Origin of the sequence: Vitiosangium sp. GDMCC 1.1324 (assembly GCF_003044305.1) — a bacterium.
GTDB lineage: Bacteria > Myxococcota > Myxococcia > Myxococcales > Myxococcaceae > Archangium.
Genome location: NZ_PZOX01000025.1, coordinates 167326 through 191944 on the forward strand (window position 1 = coordinate 167326; position 24619 = coordinate 191944).

The following is a 24619-nucleotide window of genomic DNA, read 5'->3' on the forward strand; positions in this document are numbered from 1 at the left end:
TGCACCCAGACCTGTCCTGTGCTCGTCACCGGGGAGAGACCCGGGCTCGGCTTGGCAACGTGAGCGCGGGTCCTACGTTCACTTGCCGAACCGCTTGGGGTCGTGGCCGTAGGGGGGAAAGATGGAGCGATCATCCGTTGGAGCCAGGGTAGGCAAGCTGCTGCTCGCGGTAGGCACGTTGTTGGCGCTGGCGCCGCTGGCCGCGCGGGCGGCGGATCCAAAACTGGTGGGGGAGTGGTCGCCGCTGACGAGGTTCCCGGTCTCGATGACGCACACGCACTTGTTGCCCACCGGCAAGGTGATGTTCTTCGGCGAGTTCGACGAGGGCCTGGAGCCGCCTCAGTTGTGGGAGCCCTCCACCGGCGCGCTCCAGGATCTCCCCAAGGCGGGCTACAACATCTTCTGCGCGGGCCACTCCTTCCTCGCGGATGGACGTCTGCTGGTGACCGGCGGCCACGAGGAGTCCCACGTGGGCCTGCCCGACGCGAGCGTCTTCAATCCCTTCACGCTCACGTGGTCTCGCACGCAGAGCATGAACGACAACCGGTGGTACCCCACCAACACCACGCTGCAGAACGGTGAGGTGTTGGTGCTCTCGGGGGAGACCCACTCGGCGGGCTCCTGCAACGAGCTGCCCCAGGTGTGGCAGCCCACGACGGGCACGTTCAGGAACCTCACCACCGCGGTGCGCGATCTGCCCTACTACCCCCGCATGTTCCTCGCGCCCAACGGCAAGATGTTCCTCGCCAGCCCCCAGCGCGTCTCCCGTTGGTTGGATACCGAGGGCACCGGCACCTGGTACGAGGGCCCGCGCAGCGCATACGTCGGCCGGGCCTATGGCGCGGCGGTGATGTACGGCTCGAAGGTGCTCATCATCGGAGGCGGATCGCCGCCCACGACGATGGTGGAGGAGCTCGATCTGGCGGCTCCCTCGCCCACCTGGAAGGTGCGCGCCCCGATGGCGTGGCCCCGGCGCCAGCTCAACGCCACCCTGATGCCGGACGGCAAGGTGCTGGTGACGGGGGGCAGCAGTGGCTCGGACTTCGATGACGATAACCAGCCCGTCAAGGTGCCCGAGCTCTATGATCCCGACACCGACACCTGGACGAAGCTCGCCCCCGCCGCGGACTACCGGGGCTACCACTCGACGGCCTTGCTGCTGCCGGATGGCCGGGTGCTGACCGGCGGCGGCCGCAACCGCCACACGGCGGAGATCTTCACGCCCCCCTATCTCAAGCAGGACGGCCCTCGCCCCACCATCCAGTCCGCGCCCGCCGTCATCGACCCCGGGACGAGCTTCCTCGTCCAGACGCCGAACGCGGCGCAGGTGGCCAAGGTGACGTTGATCTCCCTGGGCTCGGTGACGCACGCCTTCGATCAGAACCAGCGCTTCCTCAAGCTGCCCTTCACCCCGGCGAGTGGGGGTGTGACTGTGACTGCACCCGCCAGCAACCTCGCCGCGCCCCCGGGCTACTACCTGCTCTTCCTCGTGGATGGACGGGGCGTGCCCTCGGTGGGGAGCATCGTGAAGCTGAACGTCAAGGCGCCGTCCGCGCAGAAGACGATCGTCTTCAGCGACGCGTGGAAGTACGACGACCGGGGCATCGATCAGGGTACCGCCTGGCTCGCCCGGGACTTCGATGACTCGGCCTGGAAGTCGGGCCCGGGCCAGCTCGGCTACGGCGACGATGACGAGGGCACGGTGATCAACGAGGGCTCTCCCTCGGTGTACTTCCGCAAGAAGATCACCCTGGACAACCTCGTCACCGCGGCCAACCTCGAGGTGCTGTACGACGACGCCATCGCCGTGTGGATCAACGGCACGCTCGTCTTCTCGCGCAACATGGGCAACGGGACGGGCTTCAGCGCCTGGGCCTCCGGCTCGACGACCAACGCGTACGAGCGCGTCTCGCTCCCACTCACCGCCAACCCGTTCCGCGTGGGGGAGAACGTGGTGACGGCCATGGTGAAGCAGGTCTCCGCCAGCTCGAATGATCTCACCTTCGCGCTCGGGCTAGAGGTGGAGCAGGCCTCCGGCCCGGTGCCGGACTCCGTGGTGCTCACCGCACCCAACGGGGGCGAGGTGTTCCAGCCGGGCGCCTCCACGTCCATCACCTGGTCCAGCACGGGCACTGTGGCGAACGTGGACCTCGCGCTGTCCACGGATGGCGGCGCGAACTGGACGCCCATCGCCTTGGGCGTGGCCAACACCGGTGTGTATGCCTGGACGGTGCCGGATGTGGCCACCAACCAGGCGCTGGTGCGCGTGTCCCGCGTCGGTGGCAGCACGCCGCTGTCCGACGTGAGCAACGCGCCTTTCATCATCAGCCGGCAGACGACCGTCATGGCCATCCCGTTCCGGTCCACGTGGAAGTACCTGGACACCGGCGTGGATCCGGGCCTGGACTGGAACATGCCGGTCTTCAATGACTCGGCCTGGCCGTCGGGGGCGGGGCAGCTCGGCTATGGCGATGGGGACGAGGTCACGGTGCTCAACCGGACCACGCCCTCGCAGCCGAGCGTCTACTTCCGCAAGAAGATCACCGTGAATGGGATTGTCACCCAGGCCAACCTGCGCGTTCTCTTCGATGATGGCTTCGCCGTGTTCGTCAACGGGACGCAGGTGTTCGCCCGGAACGTGGACAAGGGGCTCGCCCATGACAAGTACGCGAGCGCCGGCACGGAGAACGAGCTCGTCGCCGGCACCATCCCCACCAACGTGTTCGTCCAGGGAGAGAACACCCTCGCGGTGGTGGTGAAGCAGACAGGGGCAACCTCGCCAGACCTGTCATTCGACCTCGAGTTGCAGCTCGGCGTCGTCCAGGGACCGTGAGCGCATGGTCGGGCTGGCGCGCACGCCCATGACGCGATAGGGGAGGGGCTGGACGTCGCCCATGATGCCGAGCCCCCCTGCCGAGCCGCCCCTATCGCTGCGCCCCGACGAGGTCCACCTCTGGGTGGTGGAGCCGGAGCGCATCCTGGAGCCCCGGCTCCTCACTGCCTACCTCGCGATGCTCAGCGCGGAGGAGCAGGACAGGCACTCGCGCTTCCGCTTCGAGAAGCACCGGCAGCAGTTCCTCGTGTCGCACGCGCTGGTGCGCGTCACCCTGTCGCGCTACGCGCCCGTGCAGCCCCAGGACTGGCGCTTCTCCACCAATGCATACGGGCGCCCGGAGATCGCCGGCGGAGAGCTGCCGCGTGTCCGCTTCAACCTCTCACACACCGACGGCATGGCGGTGTGCGCGGTGGCGCTCGACACGGACGTGGGGGCGGACGTGGAGCACGCGGGGCGTCCGGGCCAGACGGTGGAGCTGGCCGAATCCTTCTTCGCGGCCTCGGAGGTGGTGGCCCTCAGGTCCCTGCCGGCCGAGCGCCAGCGCGAGCGCTTCTTCGACTACTGGACGCTCAAGGAGTCCTATATCAAGGCGCGGGGCGCGGGGCTGAGTCTGCCGTTGGATCAGTTCGCGTTCCACCTGGAGCCCGGGAAGCCGCCGCGCATCTCCTTTGATCCGCGGCTGATGGACGAGCCGGACTCGTGGCAGTTCGTGCAGGTGCGGCTGTCCGCGGAGCACCCGGCGGCGGTGGCGGTGCGCCGGGCGCGCGGATTGCCCCTGACGGTGCGCTGCCAGAGGACCGTGCCGCTGGCGGGGGATGGTCTGCCCTGGTTCGTCCCGGGCGGCTAGGGGCCGACCTCGGGGCACCAGCGGACGAGCTCCTCGCGCAGCGCCGCCAGCAAGGGCTCGCGCGCCGTCCGCATGAAGAAGTGCCGGCCGGGGAAGTGACGGGTGCGGAACTCGCCTGTCGTCAGCTCGCGCCACAGCTCGAGATCCGACAGGGGCACGTGTGGATCCTCGAGCGCCCCGAAGGCGGAGATCGGGCAGCGCACCGGCGCGGCGGGCATCACGGCGTCCGCGATGGCGAAGTCGGCGCGCAGCACCGGCAGCACCATCTCCAGCAGTTCCTTGTGGGCGAACACCTCGGCGGGCGTGCCCTCGTACTTGCGCAGCAGCTCGATGAAGGCCGGGTCATCGAGCGTGTCGCGGGACTCGCGGGTGCGGTGGGGTGCACCTCCGGCGGCCACCACCATCCCGAGCGGCAGCGGCGCGCCGCGGGCCTGCCAGCGCTGCGCGAGCCCCAGGGCGATCCGCGTGCCCATGCTGTAGCCGAAGAAGACGAAGGGCTTGTCCAGCAGGGGGGCCAGCACCGGCTCCAGCGCGTCCAGGAGCGCGGGGATCTTCCGGAAGGGCGGCTCCATGATCCGCCGCTCGCGGCCCGGCAGTTGGATGGCAACCAGCTCGACGCTCGCCGGGAGCGCGGCGCCCCAGCCGTTGTAGACGGAGGCACCACCGCCCGCGTACGGGAAGCAGAACACCCGCAGGCGCGCGTGGGGGTTGGGCTGCCGGGTGGGGAACCAGGGATTCGAGGGAGGCGTCGCGGGTCTCATCGCCAATAGGGACTGTCGCCCTTCACCCGCGGAGCGTCAAGCAGTGAACAGGTGGCGGGGGGCACGCTATGCTCCCTCGCCCGATACCATGTCCGCCTCCCTCCTGAGCACAGAGCAGGCTCTCGCCCTCGCGCCGGACTCCTCCGTGGCGGCCGCCGGCCAGAAGCTGGCCACGGAGCGCTCCTGGCAGGGGCTCGGCCGGGACGGGCGCGCGGCCTGGGGCGAGTGCAAGGGCAGTGCGCTGTACCAGGTGCGCATCGACCTCTCCGACTTCGCCACGAAGTGCACGTGCCCCAGCCGCAAGTTCCCGTGCAAGCACGCCGTCGGGCTGCTGCTGCTGACCGCGTCGGAGCGCCTTCCCTCGGGCACGCCCCCCTCCTGGGTGGAGGAGTGGATCTCCCGGCGCTCCGCCAACGCCGAGCGCAAGGCGAAGCGCGAGGCCGCTGGCGCGGAGGGTGTGGCCCCCGCGGACCCGGAGGCCAAGACGAAGCGTTCGGTCGAGCGCCACGAGCGTGTGCGCAAGGGGCTGGAAGCGCTGTCCCTCTGGATGGAGGACCTGGTCCGCACGGGCTTCGCCGGGCTCGAGTCGGAGACCGCCATGTGGAACACCCAGGCGGCGCGGCTGGTGGACGCACAGGCGCCGGGGCTCGCGTCGCAGGTGGCCCAGCTCGCGGCGCTCCCGGGCAGTGGCCCCGACTGGCCCCGGCGGCTGCTGGATCGGCTCGGACGTCTCGCGCTCGTCACCGAGGCCTGGCGCAGGCTGGATCAGCTCCCGCCGCCCCTCGCGGCGGATCTCCGCTCCCTGGTGGGCATTCCCCTGCGGGAGGAGGACGTGCTGGTCCAGGGCGAGCGCGTCGAGGACACCTGGATGGTCATCGGCCAGGAGCTCGAGGACACGGAGCGTGTCCGGGCACAGCGCACATACCTGATCGGCACCACCACCGGCCGGATGGCGCTCGTGCTCCAGTTCGCGGCCGGCCCCGGTGCGCGCTTCGCGGAGAGCTTCCTGCCCGGCACCGCGTTCCCCGCGGAGCTGGTGTTCTGGCCAGGGGCGGCCCCCCTCCGGGCGATGGTCCGGGAGCGCAAGGGCGAGGTCCACCCCTGGACGGCGGCCGTGCCCTCACTCTCGCTCGACGGGCTCACCCAGCGATTCGCCGAGGAGCTGTCCCGTCAACCCTTCCGCGAGCGCACGGCGGCGGTGCTCGGAGGGGTGGTGCCCGTGGTGGAGGGGGGGCGGAGCTGGTGGCTCCGGGACGGCACGGGCGCGGCGGTCCGCCTCGGCCCGTGTGATCGGTGGCGGCTGCTCGCGCTGTCGGGAGGCCACGCACTCGACGTGTTCGGCGAGTGGGATGGAGAGCAATTCCGGCCCCTGAGCGCCCGCGTTGAGGGACGTCTGCATCCACTCGCGGGCGGCTCTCCGTGATCGCGCCCCGGGGCGCTCGCACTCACCCGGTTCGAGGCAGGTAGGAGGATCCGACGGGCTCCTTCGTCGGGGTCGGGGGGTGGCCGACGCCCAGCTCCTCGGCGAGCACGGTGAGCACGTCCTGGGCACCCACCAGCTGCGTCTTCGGCACGCGGGAGAGCGCTCGCTCCACGGCGGCCTCCACCGTGCCGTAGGAGGGGACATCCAGCGCCCGGCCCGTATCGGTGAGGGAGAAGCGCGCCTTGCGCGCGTCGAGCGGATCCGACCTGCGCTCGAGGTAGCCACGCTTCTCCAGGCGCTTCAAGACGCCGGTGAGCGTGCTGGGGTGGACATGGAGGATCTGCGCGAGCCGGCCCGCGGGGATGCCCGGGTAGCGTCCCACGAGCCGTAGCACCAGCCGCTGCGGGCCGGTGATCCCCACCGTGGTCTCCATGAGCTTGGAGGTGGATTTCAGTTGATGATCCACGGCCCATAGCAAGCGCATGAACTCCAATACCTCGCCCAGTTGCGGCCTCTGATACTCGTCCGCGTGGGGTTGAAAGCTGGCCTCGCCAATGGCCTTCATTGCGACCGTCTCCTGTCTCTCGCGCACCGCGCCTTTCTCACGGAGCAAGGCCTATGCCGCTCCCGGCTCCTCTCGGAAGCGAGCGTGCGGGGACGGGGTAGGCGCATCACCAGGACGGGGCATTTCGCCCCGTCGCCTCCGGGACGGGGCAGAATGGGACACGAATCGCTACACGAGCCGCTATGCTTCCACCCTCTCACCCCGAGCTGGGAGGATGCCCGCAGTGAATGAGCTCGACGCGCTGACCCGCCTCGCCACGCTGGGCACCGCGCGCTCTCCGGAACCCGGACCCCTGGCTGGAGTGGAGGCCCAGGCCCTCCGTGCTCTGGAGGGCGTGCCCGCGGAGAAGCGTCTCCTGCTCGCGGCCGGGGTGCGCGCCGTGGCGAGGGCCGCGGGGAGTCCGCTCACCCGGCTGGAGACGCGCGAGACCGTGGCCCCATCGGACACGCTCGAGCTTTGCCCACCTCGTGTGAGCGCCGTCCTCACGGAGCTCCTGGTGGCGAACGACGGCGACGTGCTGCGCGAGGCCTTCGGGCGGCTGGCCCTCGCCCGACGCCGCCTCCCGCCGGAGCTGCTTCCCCGGGTGCTCGCGCTGAAGGACCCCTCGCTGCGCGCGGCCGCGGTGCCGGTGCTCGGGGAGCGGGGTGTGTGGCTCTCCCGGTTGAACCCCGAGTGGCGCACCTCCGCTGCCTCCCTGGCGTCCGCTACCGGGGAAGCCGAGCGCGTGTGGACGGAAGGGAATCTCGAGGAGCGGCTCGCGGTGCTCACCCAGGCCCGGGGTCTCGAGCCCGCGCGTGCCCGCTCCTGGTTGCAGGGCACCTGGGCCCAGGAGAAGGCCGAGCACCGCGCCCGGTTCCTGGCCTGCCTCGACATGGGGCTCTCTCCGGAGGACGAGGCGCTGCTGGAACTCGGCCGGAAGGACCGCTCGGGCCCGGTGCGCGAGGTGGCTCGCTACCTGTTGGCCCGGTTGCCCGGCTCCGCCTTCACCCGACGCATGGCCGACAGGGCGCGCGCCGTGCTCGTCTGGGAGAAGCCCGCCACGCTTCGCATCCAGCTCCCGGCGAAATGGGACGCCGAGGCCGAGCGCGATGGTCTGGACAAGCCGCCTCCCGGTGTGGGCCAGAGCGAGCACTGGCTCATCCGCCTCGTGGAGTGCGTGCCCCTTCTCTCCTGGGAGGAGTGGTTCGAGGTCACTCCGGAGCAGCTCGTGGCCGCCGCCGGACGGACGGACCATGGAATCGCGCTCTCGGAGGGCTGGGCCCACGCGCTTCGTCTGGGCGTGTCTTCCTCCTGGGGGATGGCGTTGCTCGCCTGGTGGTCCCGCTGCGAGTCGAAGGTGCTCGAGGCCGAGCGCGCCCAGCTCCTGGCCGTCTCCGTGCTCGAGCAGCTCCCTCCCGCGGAGCGCGCCGCGCGCACCCTGCGCATCCTTCAGCGCGCCGAGTCCCTGCCTTCGCTGGATCGCGCCCTCGCGCTGACGCCCGCGCCGTGGCCTGCGAAGCTCGGGTACTCCTGGCTCCAGGCGCTGCATGAGCTGTATGACCCGAGCACCCGGGCCACGGCGCTCCTCGGGGTCTTCCGCCAGGCGGCCCTCGCGCTGCCCCCGGAGTGCCTCGCCACCGCCGCCGAACCCTTCGACCTGCCCACTCCGTTGTCCCGCTGGAACCAGGAGCTCCGCCGCTTCCAGCAGACCGTCTCTCTGCGCCGCATCCTGCACGAGGAGTTGAAACCGTGACCGCCACCACCGTCCTCCGCCAGCACGCCGAACAGCAGTACGCCGAGGAGCTGGCCGCGCTCGCCAGGGCCGATGACCGGCCGAGACCCCAGGGCTGGAAGCTCTCGCCCTGGGCCGTGCGCCTCTACCTGCTCGGAGGTCAGCTTCCGGACGGGTTCAAGGTGAGCGCCAAGTACATCGGCAACGCGCGGCTGGTGGAGATCGCCGTGGCGACCCTGGCCACCGACCGGGCCCTGCTGCTCTACGGCGTCCCGGGCACCGCGAAGTCGTGGCTGAGCGAGCACCTCGCCGCGGCCATCTCCGGGGACTCGACGCTGCTGGTGCAGGGCACCGCCGGCACGGACGAGGCCGCCCTGCGCTACGGCTGGAACTACGCGCGGCTGCTGGCGGAAGGCCCCTCGGAGCAGGCCCTGGTGCCCAGCCCCGTGATGCGGGCCATGCGCGAGGGAAAGCTGGCGCGCATCGAGGAGCTGACGCGCATGCCGGGTGAGGTGCAGGACGCCCTCATCACCCTGCTCAGCGAGAAGACGCTGCCCATCTCCGAGCTGTCCTCCGAGGTGCAGGCCCGCGCGGGCTTCAACGTCATCGCCACGGCCAACAACCGCGACCGCGGCGTGAATGAGCTGTCGAGCGCCCTGATGCGCCGCTTCAACACGGTGGTGCTGCCCGTGCCCGACTCGCTGGAGCAGGAGGTGGAGATCGTCGAGAAGCGCGTGGCCGAGCTGGGCCAGGCCCTGGCGCTGCCCGCGGAGAAGCCAGCGCTGGAGGAGATCCGCCGCGTGGTGACGCTCTTCCGCGAGCTGCGCAGCGGCGCGACGGCCGATGGGGCGACGAAGCTCAAGACGCCCTCGGGCGCGCTGTCCACGGCGGAGATCATCTCCGTGGTGAACGGGGGCCTGGCCATGGCGGGCTACTACGGCGACGGGGTGCTCCGGGCGCCGGACATGGCCGCGGGCCTGACGGGTGCCATCGTGAAGGACCCGGTGCAGGACCGGGTGGTGTGGCTGGAGTACCTGAAGACGGTGGTGAAGGAGCGCGAGGGGTGGAAGGACCTCTACCGCGCGTGCATGGAGGTGCTGTGAGCGGGGAGCCGGACACGTCGGTGCACGTGCTCGGCGTGCGGCACCACGGCCCGGGCAGCGCGCGCAGCGTGAGGGCCGCGCTCGAGAAGCTCCAGCCGGACGTGGTGCTCATCGAGGGACCGCCGGACGCGGACGCGCTCCTCCCCGTGGCCGCCCACGCGGAGATGAAGCCTCCGGTGGCGCTGCTCGTGTACGCGGTGGATCGCCCGGCCCGGGCCGTCTTCTACCCGTTCGCTGTCTTCTCTCCCGAGTGGCAGGCCCTCCAGTACGCCCTGGAGCGCACCCTCCCGGTGCGGTTCATCGATCTCCCGCAGACCCACCAGATGGGCCCCGAGGACGAGGGCACCGAGGAGGGTGAGGCGCCGAAGCCCACGGCCGCGGAGGAGGCCGGGACGCCTCGGGGGGATCCACTCGGGGCGCTCGCACGCGCGGCGGGTTACGAGGACGGCGAGCTGTGGTGGGATCACCTCATCGAGCAGCGCCGGGACCCCGAGGGCGTGTTCGACGCCGTGCTGGAGGCGATGACCGCCCTGCGGGAGGGAGAGGGCGAGCTGCCACCGCACGAGGCCCGGCGCGAGGCCCACATGCGGCGCGGCATCCGTCAGGCGAAGAAGGACGGCTTCCAGCGGATCGCCGTCGTGTGCGGAGCGTGGCACGCACCGGCGCTCGTGCGGCAGCGGCCCGCGCGGGAGGACGATGCCCTGCTGAAGGGCCTGCCGAAGACGAAGGTGGCGGCCACGTGGATTCCCTGGACGTACGATCGGCTCGGCTGGCGCAGCGGGTACGGCGCGGGCGTGGAGTCTCCGGGATGGTACGCGCACCTGTGGCTCACGCCCCAGCGTCCGGTGACGTCGTGGGCGGCGCGCATCGCGCACCTGCTCCGCGACGAGGGCCTGGATGCCTCCTCCGCGAACGTCATCGAGACGGTGCGGCTCGCCGAGGCGCTCGCGGCCCTGCGAGGTCTCTCCACCGTGGGGCTGGGGGAACTGCGGGACGCCGCGCTCTCCGTGATGTGCGGCGGGGACGCGACGCCGCTGGCGCTCGTCCACGAGAAGCTGGAGGTCGGCACCGGACTGGGCTCGGTGCCTTCCGAGGTGCCCTCGGTCCCGCTCGCCCGCGATCTGGCGGCGCTTCAGAAATCGCTGCGCCTGCCGCCCTCGTCCGAGAGCAAGTTGCAGGAGCTGGACCTGCGCAAGGACCTGGACCGGGAGCGGAGCCGGCTGCTGCACCGGTTGCGGCTGCTCGACATTCCATGGGGCTCGCCGGAGGAGGACCCGCGAAACGCGACGGGAACCTTCCGCGAGGTGTGGCGCCTGAAGTGGGAGCCCGAGCTGGCCGTGCGCGTCGTCGAGGCGAGCTTCTTCGGGAACACGGTGGACTCCGCGGCAACGGGGCGCGTGGTGGCGCGTGCGTCCGAGGCAACCGAGCTCGGCACGCTGACGGCCCTGCTCGAGGCCTCGCTGCTCGCGGAACTGCCCGCCGCCATCGACACCGTGCTCCGCCATGTGCAGGCGCTCTCGACGCGCTCGGCGGATGTCCCGAAGCTGCTCGAGGCCTTCCCGGCCCTGGCCCATGCGATCCGGTACGGCAGCGTCCGCGAGACGCCGACCGCGCCCATCCTCGCCATCGCCGACGGGCTCTTCGAGCGCATCGTCATCGGGCTGCCCGGCGCGTGCGTCTCGCTCGATGACGAGGCCTCGCGCCAGCGGAGGGACCAGGTGCGCGCCATGCACGCGGCGGTGGCACTGCTGGAGGGCGGGGAGCGCTCGGAGGAATGGGCGGAGGCCCTGGGGCAGCTCGTGCACCGCGACTCGGTGCATGGGCTCGTCCGGGGGACCGCGCTGCGGCTGCGGGTGGAGCTCGGGCGGGTAGGGGACGAGGAGCTGGGAACGCTCGCCCGCCGGGCCCTGTCCATGGCCGTGCCTCCCGCTGAAGCGGCGGCCTGGCTGGAGGGGCTCGTCTCGGGGAGCGCGCTCCTGCTGCTCCACCGGCAGGAACTGTGGGCTGCGCTCGATGGCTGGCTCTCGGGCCTGGCGCGGGATGCCTTCGTCGAGCACCTCCCCCTGGTACGGCGCGCGTTCGCCGGGTTCAGCCCGTCCGAGCGGCGGGCCATGGGCGAGCGGGTCAAACAACTCACCACCGCCCCGGCGGCGGGGAGTGCAACGGCGGCCACGGAGGACCTGGACCCCGAGCGCGTGGCGAAGGTGCTGCCGGTGCTGTCCACCCTCCTGGGGGTGAGGATCCATGAAGCAGGCTGAAGAGGAGCGGCTGGAGCGCTGGCGGCTCGTCCTGGGCGAGCCGGCGCAGGATGCGATGGGCGTATCGCTCGGGGAGTCCGAGCTGCGCATGGACCGAGCGCTCGCGGCGCTATACGACTCCGAGCGCAAGGCGGGACTGGGAGCCTCCTCGCCCCACGTGACGCGCTGGCTGGGAGACATCCGCGAGTACTTTCCCGCCTCCGTCGTGCGCGTCATGCAGGGCGATGCGATGACGCGGCTCGGGCTGACGGAGATGTTGCTGCAGCCGGAGATGCTCGAGGCGGTGGAGCCGGACGTGTCGCTGGTGGCGACGCTGCTGTCGCTGCGCAAAGTCATCCCCCAGAAGACGAAGGAGACAGCGCGCAAGGTGGTGCGCAGGGTGGTGGAGGACCTGGAGCGGCGGCTGCGGGCCCCCACGGAGCGGGCCGTGCGAGGCGCGCTGTCGAGGAGCTCGCGCACGAGGAGGCCGAGGGCCGCGGAGATCAACTGGGACCGGACGCTGAGGGCGAACCTGGGCAACTACCAGCCGGGGCGGAAGTCGGTGGTGGTGGAGAAGCTGGTGGGCCATGGGCGCAGGCGCTCGAGCCTGAGGGACGTGGTGCTGTGCATCGACCAGAGCGGCTCCATGGCGGCGTCCGTCGTCTATTCGAGCATCTTCGGGGCGGTGCTCGCGTCGATGCGAGCGGTGTCCACGCGGATGGTGCTCTTCGACACGGCGGTGGTGGACCTGAGCGAGCAACTGTCGGATCCAGTGGACCTGCTGTTCGGAACGCAGCTCGGCGGAGGCACGGACATCGACCGGGCGCTCGCGTACTGCCAGCAGCTCGTGACGAGGCCGGCGCAGACGATCCTCGTGCTCATCACGGACCTGTACGAGGGGGGCAATGCACAGCGGATGCTCCAGCGGGCCGCGTCACTGGTGCAGAGCGGCGTGAAGGTCATCTGCCTGCTGTCGCTGAGCGACCAGGGGACTCCGGCCCATGACAGTCAGAACGCGGCGCAACTGGCGGCACTGGGAGTGCCGACCTTCGCCTGCACGCCGGACCTGTTCCCGGAGATGATGGCCGCGGCCATCCAACGGCAGGACCTGCGCGCCTGGGCGGCGCGCAATGACATACAACTCGCACGCCCGGGGTGAGGGGAGTCGCCGGCCGCCGCCCGAACTTCGCGAGCGGCGGCGCGTCCGAGCCTCAGTTCGACTTGGAGGCCGGCGTGGTGAAGGAGACGAACGCCTCCGAGTTCCCAGCCGAGAAGGCTCGGAGGGTGCTCAGCGCCAGGTCCGTGAGGATGACCGTGCCGAACCGCGAGCCCACCGCCACCTGCTGGGAGACAGGGGAGATGTCGATGTCGATCAGATCAGCCGCCCCGCTGTAGACCCGGTTGAGCTGCACCCCGGCGGCGCTGAACCGGTAGATGAAGTCATCCCAGGAGGCGCCGTAGAGCTCGCCCGTCGTGCTGGCCGTGATGGCCCGGACCGCGGCGGGCAGGTTCACCGTGCGCACCAGCGCCAGCGAGGACGGGTCATAGACGTAGACGGTGTACTCGTTGCTCGCCAGGGCATAGAGGAGCCCATCCTGGCCGAGCGTGACATCGATGAAGTCCACCGTGTCGGCGAACCGCTGGGCCGACCCTGTGTTCAGATCGAAGTAGACGAGCCCACGGGGCGCTCCGGCTCCGGCCGTGGCCATGTCCGTGACGAAGACGCGGTGCTGGGTACTCGCGATTCCGCCGTAGCTGACGTTGTTGGCCGTGCTCCAGCCCAGGTGCGTCCAGTGCGTCCAGGCCCCGGTCGCGCTGTCATACCGGCTCAGCAACGGCTCGAACGTGCCGTTGTAGAGCTCGATCCTCCCGTTCGTGCTGACGGTGAGATCCCTTGCGATGTCGTTCGAGGGAATGGCCGTGGTTCGGACGAGCTGGCCGTTCGCAGTGAACTCCAGGAGGGAGTTATCCGAGGAGACCAGGAGGTTGTCGGACACCTGCGGGACGAACGTGACGAAGGCAGGGGCGCTGCCCACGGTGAAGGAGCTCAGGCTGCTCAGCTGGAGGTCCGTGAAGAGGATGTTGCCGAAGCGCGAGCTCACGACCAGTAGACCCTCGGCCGAGAGATCGATGTCGATCAGATCGTACGCCCCACTGTAGAGCTGGCCGAGCTGCACTCCGGCGGCGCTGAACCGGTAGATGTTGTCATCCCAGGAGGCGCCGTAGATCTCTCCCTGCTGGCTGACCGCGATACCCCGGATCGACTTGCCGAAGGGGAGGTTGAGCGTGCGCACCAGCGCCAGGGTGGAGGGGTCGTAGACCTGGACGGTGTACTCGTTGCTCGCCAGGGCATAGAGGAGACCATCCTGGCCGAGCGTGACATCGATGAAGTCCACCGTGTCCGCGAACCGCACCGGGGTCGAGCCCCCCAGGTCGAAGCGCACCAGGCCTCGAGGGCTGTCCCCCGTCCCATACGTGAGCATGTCCGTGGCGAAGACGAAGCTCTCGTAGCGCGCCAGTCCTCCGTAGCTCGCGTTGTTGGCCGTGCTCCAGCCCGTGTGCGTCGTATGCGTCCAGGTCCCCGCGGCCACGTCGTACTGGCTCACGTAGGGATCGAACGTGCCGTTGTAGAGGGCGAGGTTGCCGCTCGCGTCGACCACCACGTCCCGGGCAGTCTCCGTGGTGGGGCGCGTCCCCCCGGGATACGGGATGGGGACGGTGCGCACCCACGCGCCCGCGGGGGTGTACTCGTAGAGGGTGTTCCCGGTGCTGATCAGGATGTTGCCGCTCTGCAACGGCGTGGCCGCCGCCGGGCCCAGACCCGCCAGGGTCAGGAGGAGGGGCATCCAACGGATGCTTCGACGCAGCTCTTTGAGTTCCATGAATCCAGTCCTTCAGGATTTGTGAGGTCTGGCGTGGATGATCCACGTGGGTCTGACATGGGCTCGGGCGCGTCTGACTGGCAGTGGTAGCTCCAACGTTCAGGCGGAGATCACCGTCGTTCCTTGTGCGTGTCCCTCGGCCACGTGACCCACTGCCGCGGCGGTCTCGCGCAGCGCGTACTGCCGCTCGATCACCGGCGTCACCTTTCCGGCTTCGAGCAGCGACCGGAGGAAGAGCAGATCTTCCTGCCGAGGCGTGGACATCAGCAGGGCCACCTTCTGGCGGCCGAACATTCCCGCCAGCATCACCTTGAGCATCCAGACGATCGGCCCGATCCAGTTTCCGCCCGGCGAGCCCGCGGAGGAGACGAACACACCCTCTGGTTTGAGCACCGCCCGGCAGTCGGCGAGGGGGCGGTTGCCCACCAGATCGAGCATCACGTCGTAGCGCTCCGCGCCCCGTGCGAAGTCTTCGCGGGTGTAGTCGATCACCCGGTCGGCTCCGATCGCGCGGACCTTGTCGACGTGGCGCGTGCTGCAGACCGCGGTCACCTCCGCGCCCAGCGCCTTGGCGATCTGCACCGCGAAGGTGCCCACGCCTCCCGAGGCGCCGTTGATCAGCACCTTCTGCCCCGGCTTGAGCTGCCCGGCATCGCGCAACCCCTGCAGCGCGGTCATTCCCGAAACGGGTACCGCCGCCGCCTGCTCGAAGGTCAGGTTGGCCGGCTTGGGCGCGAGCATGTCCGCGGACGCGCACACGTATTCGGCGAAGGCGCCCCCCGGTGTCTGGCCGTAGACCTCGTCTCCGGGTTTGAACGCGGTGACATGGGAGCCCACCGCCTCCACCGTTCCGGCCACATTCTGCCCCGCGATGCGGCGCTTGGGTTGGCTCAGGCCGAACATCAGGCGCAACAGGTACGGCTTGCCAGTGAGCAGGTGCACGTCGCCCTTGCACACCGAGGCCGCATGCACCCGGACCAGCACCTCGCCGTCGCCCACCGCCGGCCGCTCCACCTGCTCGAATCGGAGCACCTCGACCGAGCCGTAGGCGGGTTGGACGATCGCGTTCATGGTCTTCATCGGGCTCTCCTGGCTTACACCGTAAGTTGACTCGATCCAACCCTAGGCTTACGGTGTAAGTCGTGTCAAGCCGACCTGCCAAACCACGCACTCCTTTGACCCGGGAGCGGGTCTTGCTCGCTGCCATCCGCCTCGCTGATAAGGGGGGGATCGAATCGCTCTCGATGCGCAAGCTCGCCCAGGATCTGGGGGTGGAGGCCATGTCGCTCTACAACCACGTCGCCAACAAAGACGACGTGCTCGACGGCATCGCCGACCTGGTGGTGGCCAAGATCGAGCTGCCCGCGATTGGCGGTGACTGGAAGATCGCGATGCGAAAGCGCGCCCACTCTGCCCACGACGTGTTGCTGCGCCACCCCTGGGCCTCGATGCTGATCGCCTCCCGCCTCAACATCGGGCCGGCGATGTTGCGCTACGTGAACGCCACCCTCGGCTGTCTGCGTGAAGCCGGCTTCTCGTATCAGCTCGCCGATCGCGCCTGGAACGCGATCGACAGCCACATCTACGGCTTCACGCTCCAGGAGCTGAACTTCCCCCTCGACCGCTCGGAGTATGCGAGTGCGGCGCGGGGCTTCCTCCCCATGCTTCCCGCCGAGCAGTATCCCTACATGCGGGAGCTCACCCAGTTGGTGGCCGATGGCGCCCACCGCGGCGTTCACCAGTTCGAATTTGGACTGGAGCTGCTCCTGGACGGGCTGGAGAGGCTGAGGACAAAAGCCTAGCGTCGTCCCGGCATGAAACCCACGCGCCGGAGTCGAACGTGAGCGTCGAAGACTGCTTGCCCGCGGACCTCAGAGGACCCACCACCACCATTACGCGGATCGCCGTCGGGCTCTCGGGTGCTGGCGTCTACCGCGTCGAGGCCGCCCACCAGTCTTTCGTGCTCAAGGTCGCCAGCGAGGCCGAGAGCGACGCCGACTGGCGCAACGCGCTCCACATCCAGCGGCTCGCCGCCGACGCGGGTCTCGCGCCTCGCATCGTCCACGTCGATGAGGAGCGGCGCGCGGTCCTGACCGCCTTCGTCGTCGACCGCTCGTTCGTGACCTTCTACCGGGACCCGCGCACCCACGAAGCCGCGCTCACCCAGCTCGGCCGCACCGTGCGCCGCATCCACTCGCTCCCCCTGCCCACGGACGCGAGCATGCGCGAGCCCCGCGAGTTCCTCGCCCAGGTCTGGCACGGCTTCCTGGCAGGCTTCGCCCTCCCGGACTTCGCCAGCGGCGTGATCCAGCGCGTGCTCGCCGAGGAACCACCGCCTGGCGAACGCGCCCTGGTTCTCTGCCACAACGACCTCAACCCCTCCAACCTCATCTATGACGGCGAGGCGATCCTGATACTCGACTGGGCCACCGCCGGGCCGATGGACGCCTACTACGATCTCGCGGTGCCCTCTGTCTTCCTGCGCATGGACGAGGGCACCTGCCTGCGTCTGCTCTCGGCCTACGAGGGCAGGCCGTTCGCCGGGCTTCCCCACCGCTTCATCTACATCCGCCGGCTGGCGGCGGCGCTCGCCGGCTCGTTATCGCTGTACCTCGCCCGCCAGATGAAGCATGCGGGGGTCACCGGCGCGGAGACGCTCGACTCCACGCCTTCGCTCGTCGAGTTCTATCAGCGGATGAGGGCCGGCGCGCTGAAGCTCGGCACGGCGGACGGCCAATGGTGGTTCGGTCTCGCCCTGCTGAAGGAGAGCCTCGCGCTGTGAGCGTGCAGGGACACGCTCCAGCCAAGGCCTCTCATCCACACCAGCAACCGGTCAGTGGCGCACCAGCCATGCCGCGAACGGTCTCCAGGCGAGTGCCGGCGCGTCCTCCGCGTACAAGAGATCGCCGTGGCCGAAGTCTTCGGCGACTCGATCCGGCCCGAACCGACGGATGACGAGCGTGGTGACGTCGGTCGACGAGACCCTCGTCGTCGAGTACAGCCCGCGGTCGCCAAACCCGCCAGCGGCGCCGAGATAGAAGAGCGGGACGCGGATCTTCGCGAGCTCGGGTCTCGGCGAAGTGCCACACCAGATGTCATCGAAATCCGCGGCCTCGCGCATGGACTGGTGCGGCGGCGCGCCTGCGAACCACGCGCTCACGTCGTCCTCGGACGACTCGCGCAACCCCGTGGCATTGCCCTCGGCGTCGAGGATCGGCGCACTCAAGTGGTACAGCGGTGTGTACGGAGCGAGCCACCAGGTCAGACCCGCTAGCGTGAACAGCACTTCGCGGTTCGTGTAGGACGGGAACACGGGCGAGGGCTCGAGGGGCGCGCTCCGAGCCAGCGAGCCCGCCGTGATGAAGAGGCTGTTGCTGGAGTCGGTCACTCCCTGGGCGAGCGCGTCGCGCTCCGCCGCGGCATTGGCGCACGCGAAGGCCCGCAGGTCGGCATCCTCGGGTGCGAGGTCGTAGTAGATGTCGAGCGGGGCGATCGCCGAGATGTGGCGGCCATCGGCGGCGGCGTACGCGTAGGTGAGCTGGGCGCCATGCGAGAATCCGCCGAGGACAATCTGGCCTGAATCGTGGTCGGTGAGGGTTCGCGTCGCCCGCGCGAAGGCGAGCGCGACAGCGGTGTCCTCGAGCGCCTGGTTGACGCCCATCCCGCCCAGATCGGAGATATCCCCGTCGGCGGTGGGCAGCGTCCAGCGCCGATCGACGCCCCAGGTGTCGATGCCGTGGGACACCAGATACGGGGCTAGCCCCGGGGCCGACGACGCCGGATTGCCGAGCGATGGCACGAAGTTCGTGACGAAGTTGGCGAAGTCGCCGTGCAGCAGCATCACCGCGTGCGTGGTCGGACGAGGCCGCCACGGCGAGAGCTCGCGGACGACGCGGTGGACGCGCACGCGTGCGTTCGGCGTGGAGCCGACGCGGAGGTCGAATTGGTAGTGATAGATGTCGCCGCTGACGTGCTCGCGCGTCACCGCGAACGGTGCGCTGACAGACGCGAGCTGTTCAGCTTCGGTGGAGGTGAGGGGGGACGCGAATGCGGGCGTGCACGCGATGAGCACGGCGATTGCGAGACCAAGACGAGACATTGCGGAACCTCCTGAGGCGGAGCCGGTGGGTCGACCATGGATGGCGCCAGATCGATCCCGGGTGCGAGCGTGGGTACTTCATTCGTGAAGAACCCTTGGCTCGACCGCTCCGGGGTGTTTAACGGGCGAAGTCCCCTGGCATATCGGCCAGCCAGCACCAGACTCGTCGCGGACGAATAGAGGCCCTGTGGAGAGGGTGCGTCGTCCATTCCTGCGGTCAGCGGGCAGTGGCCTCCCTCTTCGCGAGGGACGCCGCTGCCCACCGCTCATTTCAACCGCTGCAACTTGAAGATGAGCAGGAACGAGAGTGGAACCGAAACAGGAAGCGCGAACAGCGCGAAGAGGAAGCCCCAGAGGGCCCCCGCACCAGCCGCCTGGGGGAGAGAAGATACGGCTTCATGAGGCTTCCCGACGAACAGGTCCAGGGCCGCCAGGAAGAGACCGCCTCCCACGACGCCGCCCAGCAGCGAAATGACGACGGCTGCGACGAACATCAAACTCGTGGGCGCTGGCTCGCCACCGCGCCGTGAGAACAGCACGATGAGCACCCCCATGAGCGCGGCACCGGGTACCGCCGCGCACGAGAAGAGCAGCAGGGGGACTCCACCGAAGGTGTCGAGGCCTCTTCCCAGGCCCAGGTCCAGCGCCACCGCGGCGGTGAAACCGCACAGCGCGCCGTAGAGGGCTCCCTGCAGGAGTCGCCGCCCGAGTCCTCCCGTGCGCGGCTCCTCCGTGACGTTCTCGATAGCGCCCAGCATGCGTGTCTCCTCCGTGAGGGCGGGAGCACTCGGTCCCGCCAGGAGCCGGGACGCAAGTGCAAGCCGAGCGCCGGAGGGAGCTGGGAGGAAGAGCCCGGCGCTGGGTTCTTCTCGAAGGTCCCGCGATTCGGACAGCCGTCCGAACTCCGACATTAGAACGTGTGGCGGTAGGGCCGCCAGAAGCGTCCTGTCCCGAGGAACAGCCTGCCAAGCAAGGAAGCAGAGGCCAACCAGCGTTTCCACACACGGACGGTCCGGGCACCGTGTTTGTCCATGCTCTGAAAACGCGGACGGGGTGGGGGAGCCGGACATTCCGGCCTCCCCACCCCGTCACCTCACGTGGTGCCTATCTCCTACCGCGACTCCTCCGCCGTCTCGACGATGGTGAACTCGACGCGGCGGTTGTTCTCCCGGCCCTGGACCGTCTTGTTCGTGTCCACGGGTTTGGTCTCACCGTAGCCGGTTGCGTCGAGGCGCTCGGCGGCAATGGCCTTCTCCACCAGGAAGCGCAGGACGCTGTTGGCCCGGCGCTGCGACAGGTCCAGGTTGAAGGAGTCGTCACCCTGGCTGTCCGTGTGGCCCTCGATGCGCACCTTGGTGAGCTGCGGGTTGGCGCGCAGCACGGCCGCCACCTGCTCCAGCAGCGGGAAGGAGCGCTCCAGCACGACGTCCTTGTTGGTGGCGAAGTACACCTTCTCGAGGATGAGGATCTTCCCGGCCTTCACCTCCACCTTGCCCTTGCCCTGGTCGGGGCAGCCGTCCTCGTCGTCCAGGCCGTTGATGACCTCGGCCTCGTTGGGGCACTTGTCCTGGGCATCGGCGATGCCGTCCCGGTCGTTGTCCGGATCAGGGCAGCCGTCCTCGTCCTGGAAGCCGTCCTTGTCCTCGGGCTTCAGCGGGCACTTGTCCTGAGCATCGGCGATGCCGTCCTGGTCGTTGTCCGGATCGGGGCAGCCGTCCTCATCCTGGAAGCCGTCCTTGTCCTCGGGCTTCAGCGGGCACTTGTCCTGAGCATCGGCGATGCCGTCCTGGTCGTTGTCCGGATCGGCGCAGCCATCCTCGTCCTGGAAGCCGTCCTTGTCCTCGGGCTCGTTCGGGCACTGGTCCCGGTTGTCGACGAGGCCATCGCCATCACTGTCGACCTCGACCGCGGCCTTGGGCTCGGACGTCTTCTGGCGCTCCTCCTCCTCGGTCCAGGCGATGCCGCCGAGGACGCGGATGTCGGGCATTCCGTAGCCGCGGATGATGCCTCGGCCCACGCCGAGGGTCGCCAGGAGCTTGGGGGTGATGCGGTACTGGAGCGCGCCCTGGAGCTCCAGGGGGAGCTCCTCCCTCTGGGTGCCACCGGAGGCTCCCAGGCCGGCGGCCCCCGCGAGCGAAACCAGGCCGGTGAAGCGGTGGGCCTTGATCGCGAACGGGATGGCGGTGCCGAGCCCATAGCTCAGCTCGTTGCCGACGGAGAGGTTGAGCAGCTCCTGGCGCTGACGGAAGTTGGCGCCCACGTTGGCCAGCAGGCGGACACCGCCGTCGAAGGTGTAGTCGGCGGACAGGCGGGGCTGGACGCCGACCCCGGACTGGCCACGGAAGTCGCTGGCCCCTCCGGTGGGGAGGATGACCGGCACGGCCAGGCCGAGTCGCAGGCCCCCGCTCTGGAGCAGCAGCGCCTTGGGGATGAGCCGCAGGTCCCCGAAGCCCCCGCCCCACGCGGTTGCCTGGTTGCCGGTGGGGGTGATGCTGGTCACGTTCTGCTGGAGGGCGATGGGCAGGGTGAAGCCGAGCTCGAAGCGCTCGCCGAGGCCGATGGCGCCGATGAGGTCGAAGCCGAGCTGGTTGTCGACGAGCCGGGTGACGAGGGCGTCGTTGGCGGGGTTGATGATGATGAGCGGATCATCGGCGTAGTTGATGAAGAGACCGGCCCTCCAGTTCAGGTGGCCGGGCACGCCCGGGCCGTGCAGGCCGAGGATGTCGTCCTTGCCGGGGGCGGGTTTGAACTGCTGGGCGTCGATGGCGGTGGACAGGGAGGGCGCCCCCTGCTGGGCCTGGGCCGGAGTGGCCGAGGTCATCACCGCCACGGCGCCAAGCGTCGCCAGGGCACCGGCGGCCGGACTCGCAGCCACCGGAGCGCGGGGGCCGCGGCGGCGCGAGAACACGAGCAGCGCCAGGGCCGCCCAGAAGCCGAGGGCGGGCACGGTGTCCGAGCCGGTGGCGCTGCAGCCGCTGCCCACCACCCGGAGCTCCCGGTCATCCCAGGCCGAGAGCGGATTGCTCCCGCGCTGGACCTCCTCGCCGTCGTTCACTCCGCCACCGTCCGTGTCGGGGTTGAACGGATCCGTCCCGATGCCGCGCTCGTACTCGTTGCTCAGGCCATCGCCATCGGCATCGGTGTCATCGGCGGCGACGTTGGGGTCGGTCTCCCCGGCATCGACGCGGCCGTTGTGATTGGCATCCTCGTCGCCGTCGCGGACGGAGCCATCGTCGGTATCCGCATCGAGCGGGTCGGTGCCCGTCGACGGGTCGGCGTCGGGAATGAAGACAGACGTGTTGGTGTCCTTGCCCTGGGGCGTGGTGAGGCGCTGCTCGGTGCCGTCCTGGAGGCCATCGTCATCCGTGTCGGCATCGAGCGGGTCGGTCTCGCCCGGGTCGCGCACACCGTCGTGGTCCGCGTCTTCATTGCCATCGAGCAGGCCGTCGTCGTCGGAGTCGTCATCGAGCGGATTCGTGCCGCCGATGTGGACCTCGATGCCATCGAGGATGCCGTCGTCATCGCTGTCCGGATCGTTCGGGTTGGTGCCGAGGGCGATCTCGTCGTCGTTGCTGAGCCCGTCGTGGTCGTCGTCCACCAGCTTGATGACCGTGGTGGTCTCCGAGTCGGTGTTGTCGCTGGTGTCGGAGTCGGCCGTATCCGACGCCACGCTCACGGAGGCAGTGAGCGAGCCGCCGTCGAGCGTGGGCACCACCTTGATGGCGATGTCCGGAGCGTTGCCCGGGGCCAGGTCTGGCCGGGTGCAGGTGACGACCCCCGCGGCCTGGGTGCACGTCCAGCCCGAGCCCCCGGCGCTGACGAAGGTGGAGCCCGCTGGCACGGAGAAGGTGACCGAGACATTGCTGGCGGTGCTCGGGCCGTCGTTGGTGGTGTGCACGGTGTACGTGAGAGGAGAGCCCTCGGTGGCCGGATCAGACGACTCGGTGAGGGAGACGGAGAGGTCCGCCTGGGGTGTCAGCGTGTCGGTATCCGTGGCCGAGTTGTTCTCTGGCGCGGAGTCGCTCACGTCCGCCGGAACGCCGATGGAGCCCGTCATCGCGATGGAGCCCGTGGCCGAGGGCGACACCGTGGCGATCAGCGTGAAGGTGACCGAGCCACCGGGCGGCAGGGTGACGTTCGTGGCAACAGCACCCGTTCCATTGGCCATCGGGCAGGAGGCCCCGCCAGAGGCAACGCACGTCCACTCGAGGCCCGTGACGCCCGGGGGCAGTGGCACGGAGACGGGTGCATTCGTCGCGGTGAGGGGGCCCGTGTTGGACACGGTGAAGGTGTAGGTGACGGCCGAGCCCGGCACGGAGGCGCTCTGGCCATTGTCGAGGGTGGCCGACAGGTCGAGCGGCGAGCATGCCGCCAAGGGGAGGGCGTCCAGGGCCACGCTTCCCGTCTGACCGGTGGCGCCGAAGGTGGCGCCGTTGGAGGGGAACTCGGTCAGCGAGCTCGACGAGGTGGTGCCCCCCGTCCCGCCGAGCACGGAGGTCGTCACGGTGCCGTCCGGCACGGCGATGAAGCCACCGCCGCCACCACCACCCGGGCCCTCGGACTCGGCACTGGTGATGAGCTGGTTGCCGCCCTTGCCGCCGTTCGCCTCCAGGGAGACGCCGCTGAGCGAGCCGCTGACGACGACGAGGGTGCCGCCGCCACCGCCGCCGCCGGGCGCGTCGTTGTGGGTGTTGATGGTGTTGGCCGCGCTGGCACCGTTGGCGCGGATGTGGCCGGTGCCGCCGACCGTGTTGGAGATGAGGAGGACGAGGCCGCCGCCGTTGGCCCCAGGCGCCGAGGCGCTGTTGTTGCCATCGCCCGCGCCACCGCCGCCGCCGAGGAAGAGGCGCTGCGACGGGGTCTGGTCGAGCGGACGCCCGCCATACCCACCCACCTCCTGGCGGTTGTTGCCACCCCACGCGGCACTATTCGGCCCCACGGCGAGCGCGTTCTGGTTGGTGCTCGAGTAGGTATAGCCGCCGCGCCCACCGCCCGAGGAGTCGGTCAGCGCGTCGCCATTGGCGATGTAGGCCGGATCCAGCTCCCAGGCGGCCGCCCCGGTAACGGTGCTGCTCATCACGCCCTGGCCGCTCCAGGCCTTCCCATTATGGCCGTTGGCGCCACCACCGCCGCCGGCGTTGTGGCTGTTGCCGCCGCCACCACCATTGGCCGGTGCGCCCCGGCCATAGCGCCCACCCAGGCCGGCGTAGGCGGTCGCGTTCCCGACGATGCTCTCGCCCTTTTCGCCTCCGAGCGTCGGGTCCTCCGACGCGAAGACGAGGACGGTCTGGCCGGCGGCAGCCGACTGGTTGTCGAGCGCCCCGCCGCGGAAGCCCTGGCCGCTCGCGTCGATGTCACCCATGAGGGTGGTGGTGTCCTGCACATGGAGCACCACCACGCCGCCTCGCTGGCCATCCCACGGCTGCGCGACGACGCTGGCCGCGTCCGACACGGTGAGCCGCGTGAGCTGCGGGACGCGCACCACCTGCACGTGCCCCGCGGCGCTGTAGTTGTTGCGCAGGCCCGCGCACGCCAGGCGCAGGGTGTTGCCGGAGACAGAGCCCACGTAGGCGAACTCGTAGCGGCCGGCGCCGTTCAGGGTCGTGACGGTGCCGTAGCTCGCCGTGTCCGAGGTGTCGATCTCCGCGCCCTGCATCTGGAGGATGAGGACCAGGTCTCCCGCGGCCAGTGGGCCGAAGAGCGAGCTGTCCAGGTCCGTGGCGTTGGTCAGCTCGAGCGAGGTGGCGCCCGCGCTGGCGTCGGAGGCGAGGACGGCGTACCGGTTGAGCACGGTTCCGGCCGTGCTGACCGTCAGCTCCCCATCATCGCCGAAGAGCGGCGCGGTATTGGAGGCGGGAGCGAGGTGTTCGGAAGGGGTGTCCAGGGGCTGTCCGCATCCCCCAGCCAGAAGGCCGGTGAGGGCGAGCCACGACATGGACCTTTTCAAGAAAAGCGGTGGCATGAAGACGTCTCGAACGAGTGGCTTCCACGTGGAAGCGGATTCGAGGCGGGGTCTGCACGCGCGGTGCCAGTGCTTGTCAACCCATCAACAACGAGGGGATGCCCCTGGGGACGCCACGGAAGGGGTGGCGCCCGGCGTGTCAGACGACTGGTTTTGACGTGTCAGCGCGTTTTGACGTGTCAGCGGCCCGTGT

General features: G+C 69.8%; 16 protein-coding genes. 9 read left to right on the top strand and 7 right to left on the bottom strand.

Going from position 1 to position 24619, the window contains the following annotated elements; translation table 11 throughout:
• The first annotated feature begins 121 nt into the window (after positions 1 to 121).
• Together DAT35_RS47555 and DAT35_RS47560 are read left to right on the top strand one after the other, a co-directional pair.
• A complete protein-coding gene (locus DAT35_RS47555; protein ID WP_108075986.1) occupies positions 122 to 2833 on the top strand; it encodes a galactose oxidase-like domain-containing protein in 2712 nt (903 codons plus the stop codon).
• A gap of 61 nt (positions 2834 to 2894) precedes the next feature.
• Positions 2895 to 3683, top strand: coding sequence for a 4'-phosphopantetheinyl transferase superfamily protein (locus DAT35_RS47560; RefSeq protein WP_108075987.1), 789 nt, complete (start codon positions 2895 to 2897; stop codon positions 3681 to 3683).
• Here the strand turns inward: DAT35_RS47560 and DAT35_RS47565 are convergent.
• The gene (locus tag DAT35_RS47565) at positions 3680 to 4444 is read right to left on the bottom strand and encodes a thioesterase II family protein (RefSeq protein ID WP_108075988.1); all 765 of its coding nucleotides are present in this window, start codon (positions 4442 to 4444) and stop codon (positions 3680 to 3682) included. The two genes, DAT35_RS47560 and DAT35_RS47565, sit on opposite strands and share 4 nt — an antisense overlap.
• Positions 4445 to 4532: 88 nt before the next feature.
• Between DAT35_RS47565 and DAT35_RS47570 the strand changes: the two genes are divergently transcribed.
• Positions 4533 to 5867, top strand: coding sequence for an SWIM zinc finger domain-containing protein (locus tag DAT35_RS47570; protein WP_108075989.1), 1335 nt, complete (start codon positions 4533 to 4535; stop codon positions 5865 to 5867).
• 22 nt (positions 5868 to 5889) lie between these two features.
• Here DAT35_RS47570 and DAT35_RS47575 read toward each other — a convergent pair whose 3' ends face one another.
• On the bottom strand, positions 5890 to 6432 hold the full coding sequence (locus DAT35_RS47575) for a MarR family winged helix-turn-helix transcriptional regulator (protein ID WP_233262129.1): 543 nt from the start codon (positions 6430 to 6432) through the stop codon (positions 5890 to 5892).
• 214 nt (positions 6433 to 6646) lie between these two features.
• On the opposite strand from DAT35_RS47575, the gene DAT35_RS47580 reads away from it, so the two are divergent.
• Genes DAT35_RS47580 through DAT35_RS47595 form a run of 4 tightly spaced genes read left to right on the top strand, consistent with a single transcriptional unit; the run spans position 6647 to position 12642 of the window.
• Positions 6647 to 8164, top strand: coding sequence for a DUF5691 domain-containing protein (locus DAT35_RS47580; RefSeq protein WP_233262130.1), 1518 nt, complete (start codon positions 6647 to 6649; stop codon positions 8162 to 8164).
• Entirely contained in the window at positions 8161 to 9246 is a 1086-nt protein-coding gene (locus tag DAT35_RS62240) for an AAA family ATPase (RefSeq protein WP_108075991.1), read from the top strand. Before DAT35_RS47580 ends, DAT35_RS62240 begins: the two co-directional genes overlap by 4 nt.
• Positions 9243 to 11504 carry a DUF5682 family protein gene (locus DAT35_RS47590; protein WP_108075992.1) on the top strand — a complete coding sequence of 754 codons (2262 nt, stop codon included), beginning with the start codon at positions 9243 to 9245 and terminating at the stop codon, positions 11502 to 11504. Before DAT35_RS62240 ends, DAT35_RS47590 begins: the two co-directional genes overlap by 4 nt.
• Positions 11491 to 12642 carry a VWA domain-containing protein gene (locus tag DAT35_RS47595; protein ID WP_108075993.1) on the top strand — a complete coding sequence of 384 codons (1152 nt, stop codon included), beginning with the start codon at positions 11491 to 11493 and terminating at the stop codon, positions 12640 to 12642. The genes DAT35_RS47590 and DAT35_RS47595 overlap by 14 nt, the downstream gene beginning before the upstream one ends.
• Before the next feature lie 52 nt (positions 12643 to 12694).
• On the opposite strand, the gene DAT35_RS47600 is transcribed toward DAT35_RS47595, so the two are convergent.
• Both DAT35_RS47600 and DAT35_RS47605 read right to left on the bottom strand, forming a co-directional pair.
• Positions 12695 to 14365, bottom strand: a complete 1671-nt coding sequence (locus DAT35_RS47600) for a WD40 repeat domain-containing protein (RefSeq protein WP_158502171.1) — start codon at positions 14363 to 14365, stop codon at positions 12695 to 12697.
• 99 nt (positions 14366 to 14464) lie between these two features.
• Positions 14465 to 15445, bottom strand: coding sequence for an NAD(P)-dependent alcohol dehydrogenase (locus DAT35_RS47605; protein ID WP_108075995.1), 981 nt, complete (start codon positions 15443 to 15445; stop codon positions 14465 to 14467).
• A gap of 113 nt (positions 15446 to 15558) precedes the next feature.
• Here DAT35_RS47605 and DAT35_RS47610 point away from each other — a divergent pair, with 113 nt between their 5' ends.
• Both DAT35_RS47610 and DAT35_RS47615 read left to right on the top strand, forming a co-directional pair.
• A complete protein-coding gene (locus DAT35_RS47610) occupies positions 15559 to 16167 on the top strand; it encodes a TetR/AcrR family transcriptional regulator C-terminal domain-containing protein (protein WP_233262131.1) in 609 nt (202 codons plus the stop codon).
• Positions 16168 to 16205: 38 nt separating this feature from the next.
• Positions 16206 to 17147 (top strand): phosphotransferase, encoded by a 942-nt coding sequence (locus tag DAT35_RS47615; RefSeq protein WP_158502172.1) that lies wholly within the window; start codon positions 16206 to 16208, stop codon positions 17145 to 17147.
• Between the two features lie 51 nt (positions 17148 to 17198).
• Here the strand turns inward: DAT35_RS47615 and DAT35_RS47620 are convergent, their stop codons facing one another.
• The 3 genes from DAT35_RS47620 to DAT35_RS47630 all read right to left on the bottom strand — a co-directional run bounded on the left by DAT35_RS47620 (position 17199) and on the right by DAT35_RS47630 (position 24399).
• Positions 17199 to 18464, bottom strand: a complete 1266-nt coding sequence (locus DAT35_RS47620; protein WP_108075998.1) for a hypothetical protein — start codon at positions 18462 to 18464, stop codon at positions 17199 to 17201.
• 266 nt (positions 18465 to 18730) lie between these two features.
• Positions 18731 to 19222 (bottom strand): hypothetical protein, encoded by a 492-nt coding sequence (locus DAT35_RS47625; protein ID WP_108075999.1) that lies wholly within the window; start codon positions 19220 to 19222, stop codon positions 18731 to 18733.
• A gap of 353 nt (positions 19223 to 19575) precedes the next feature.
• Entirely contained in the window at positions 19576 to 24399 is a 4824-nt protein-coding gene (locus DAT35_RS47630) for an OmpA family protein (protein ID WP_108076000.1), read from the bottom strand.
• Positions 24400 to 24619: the final 220 nt, after the last annotated feature.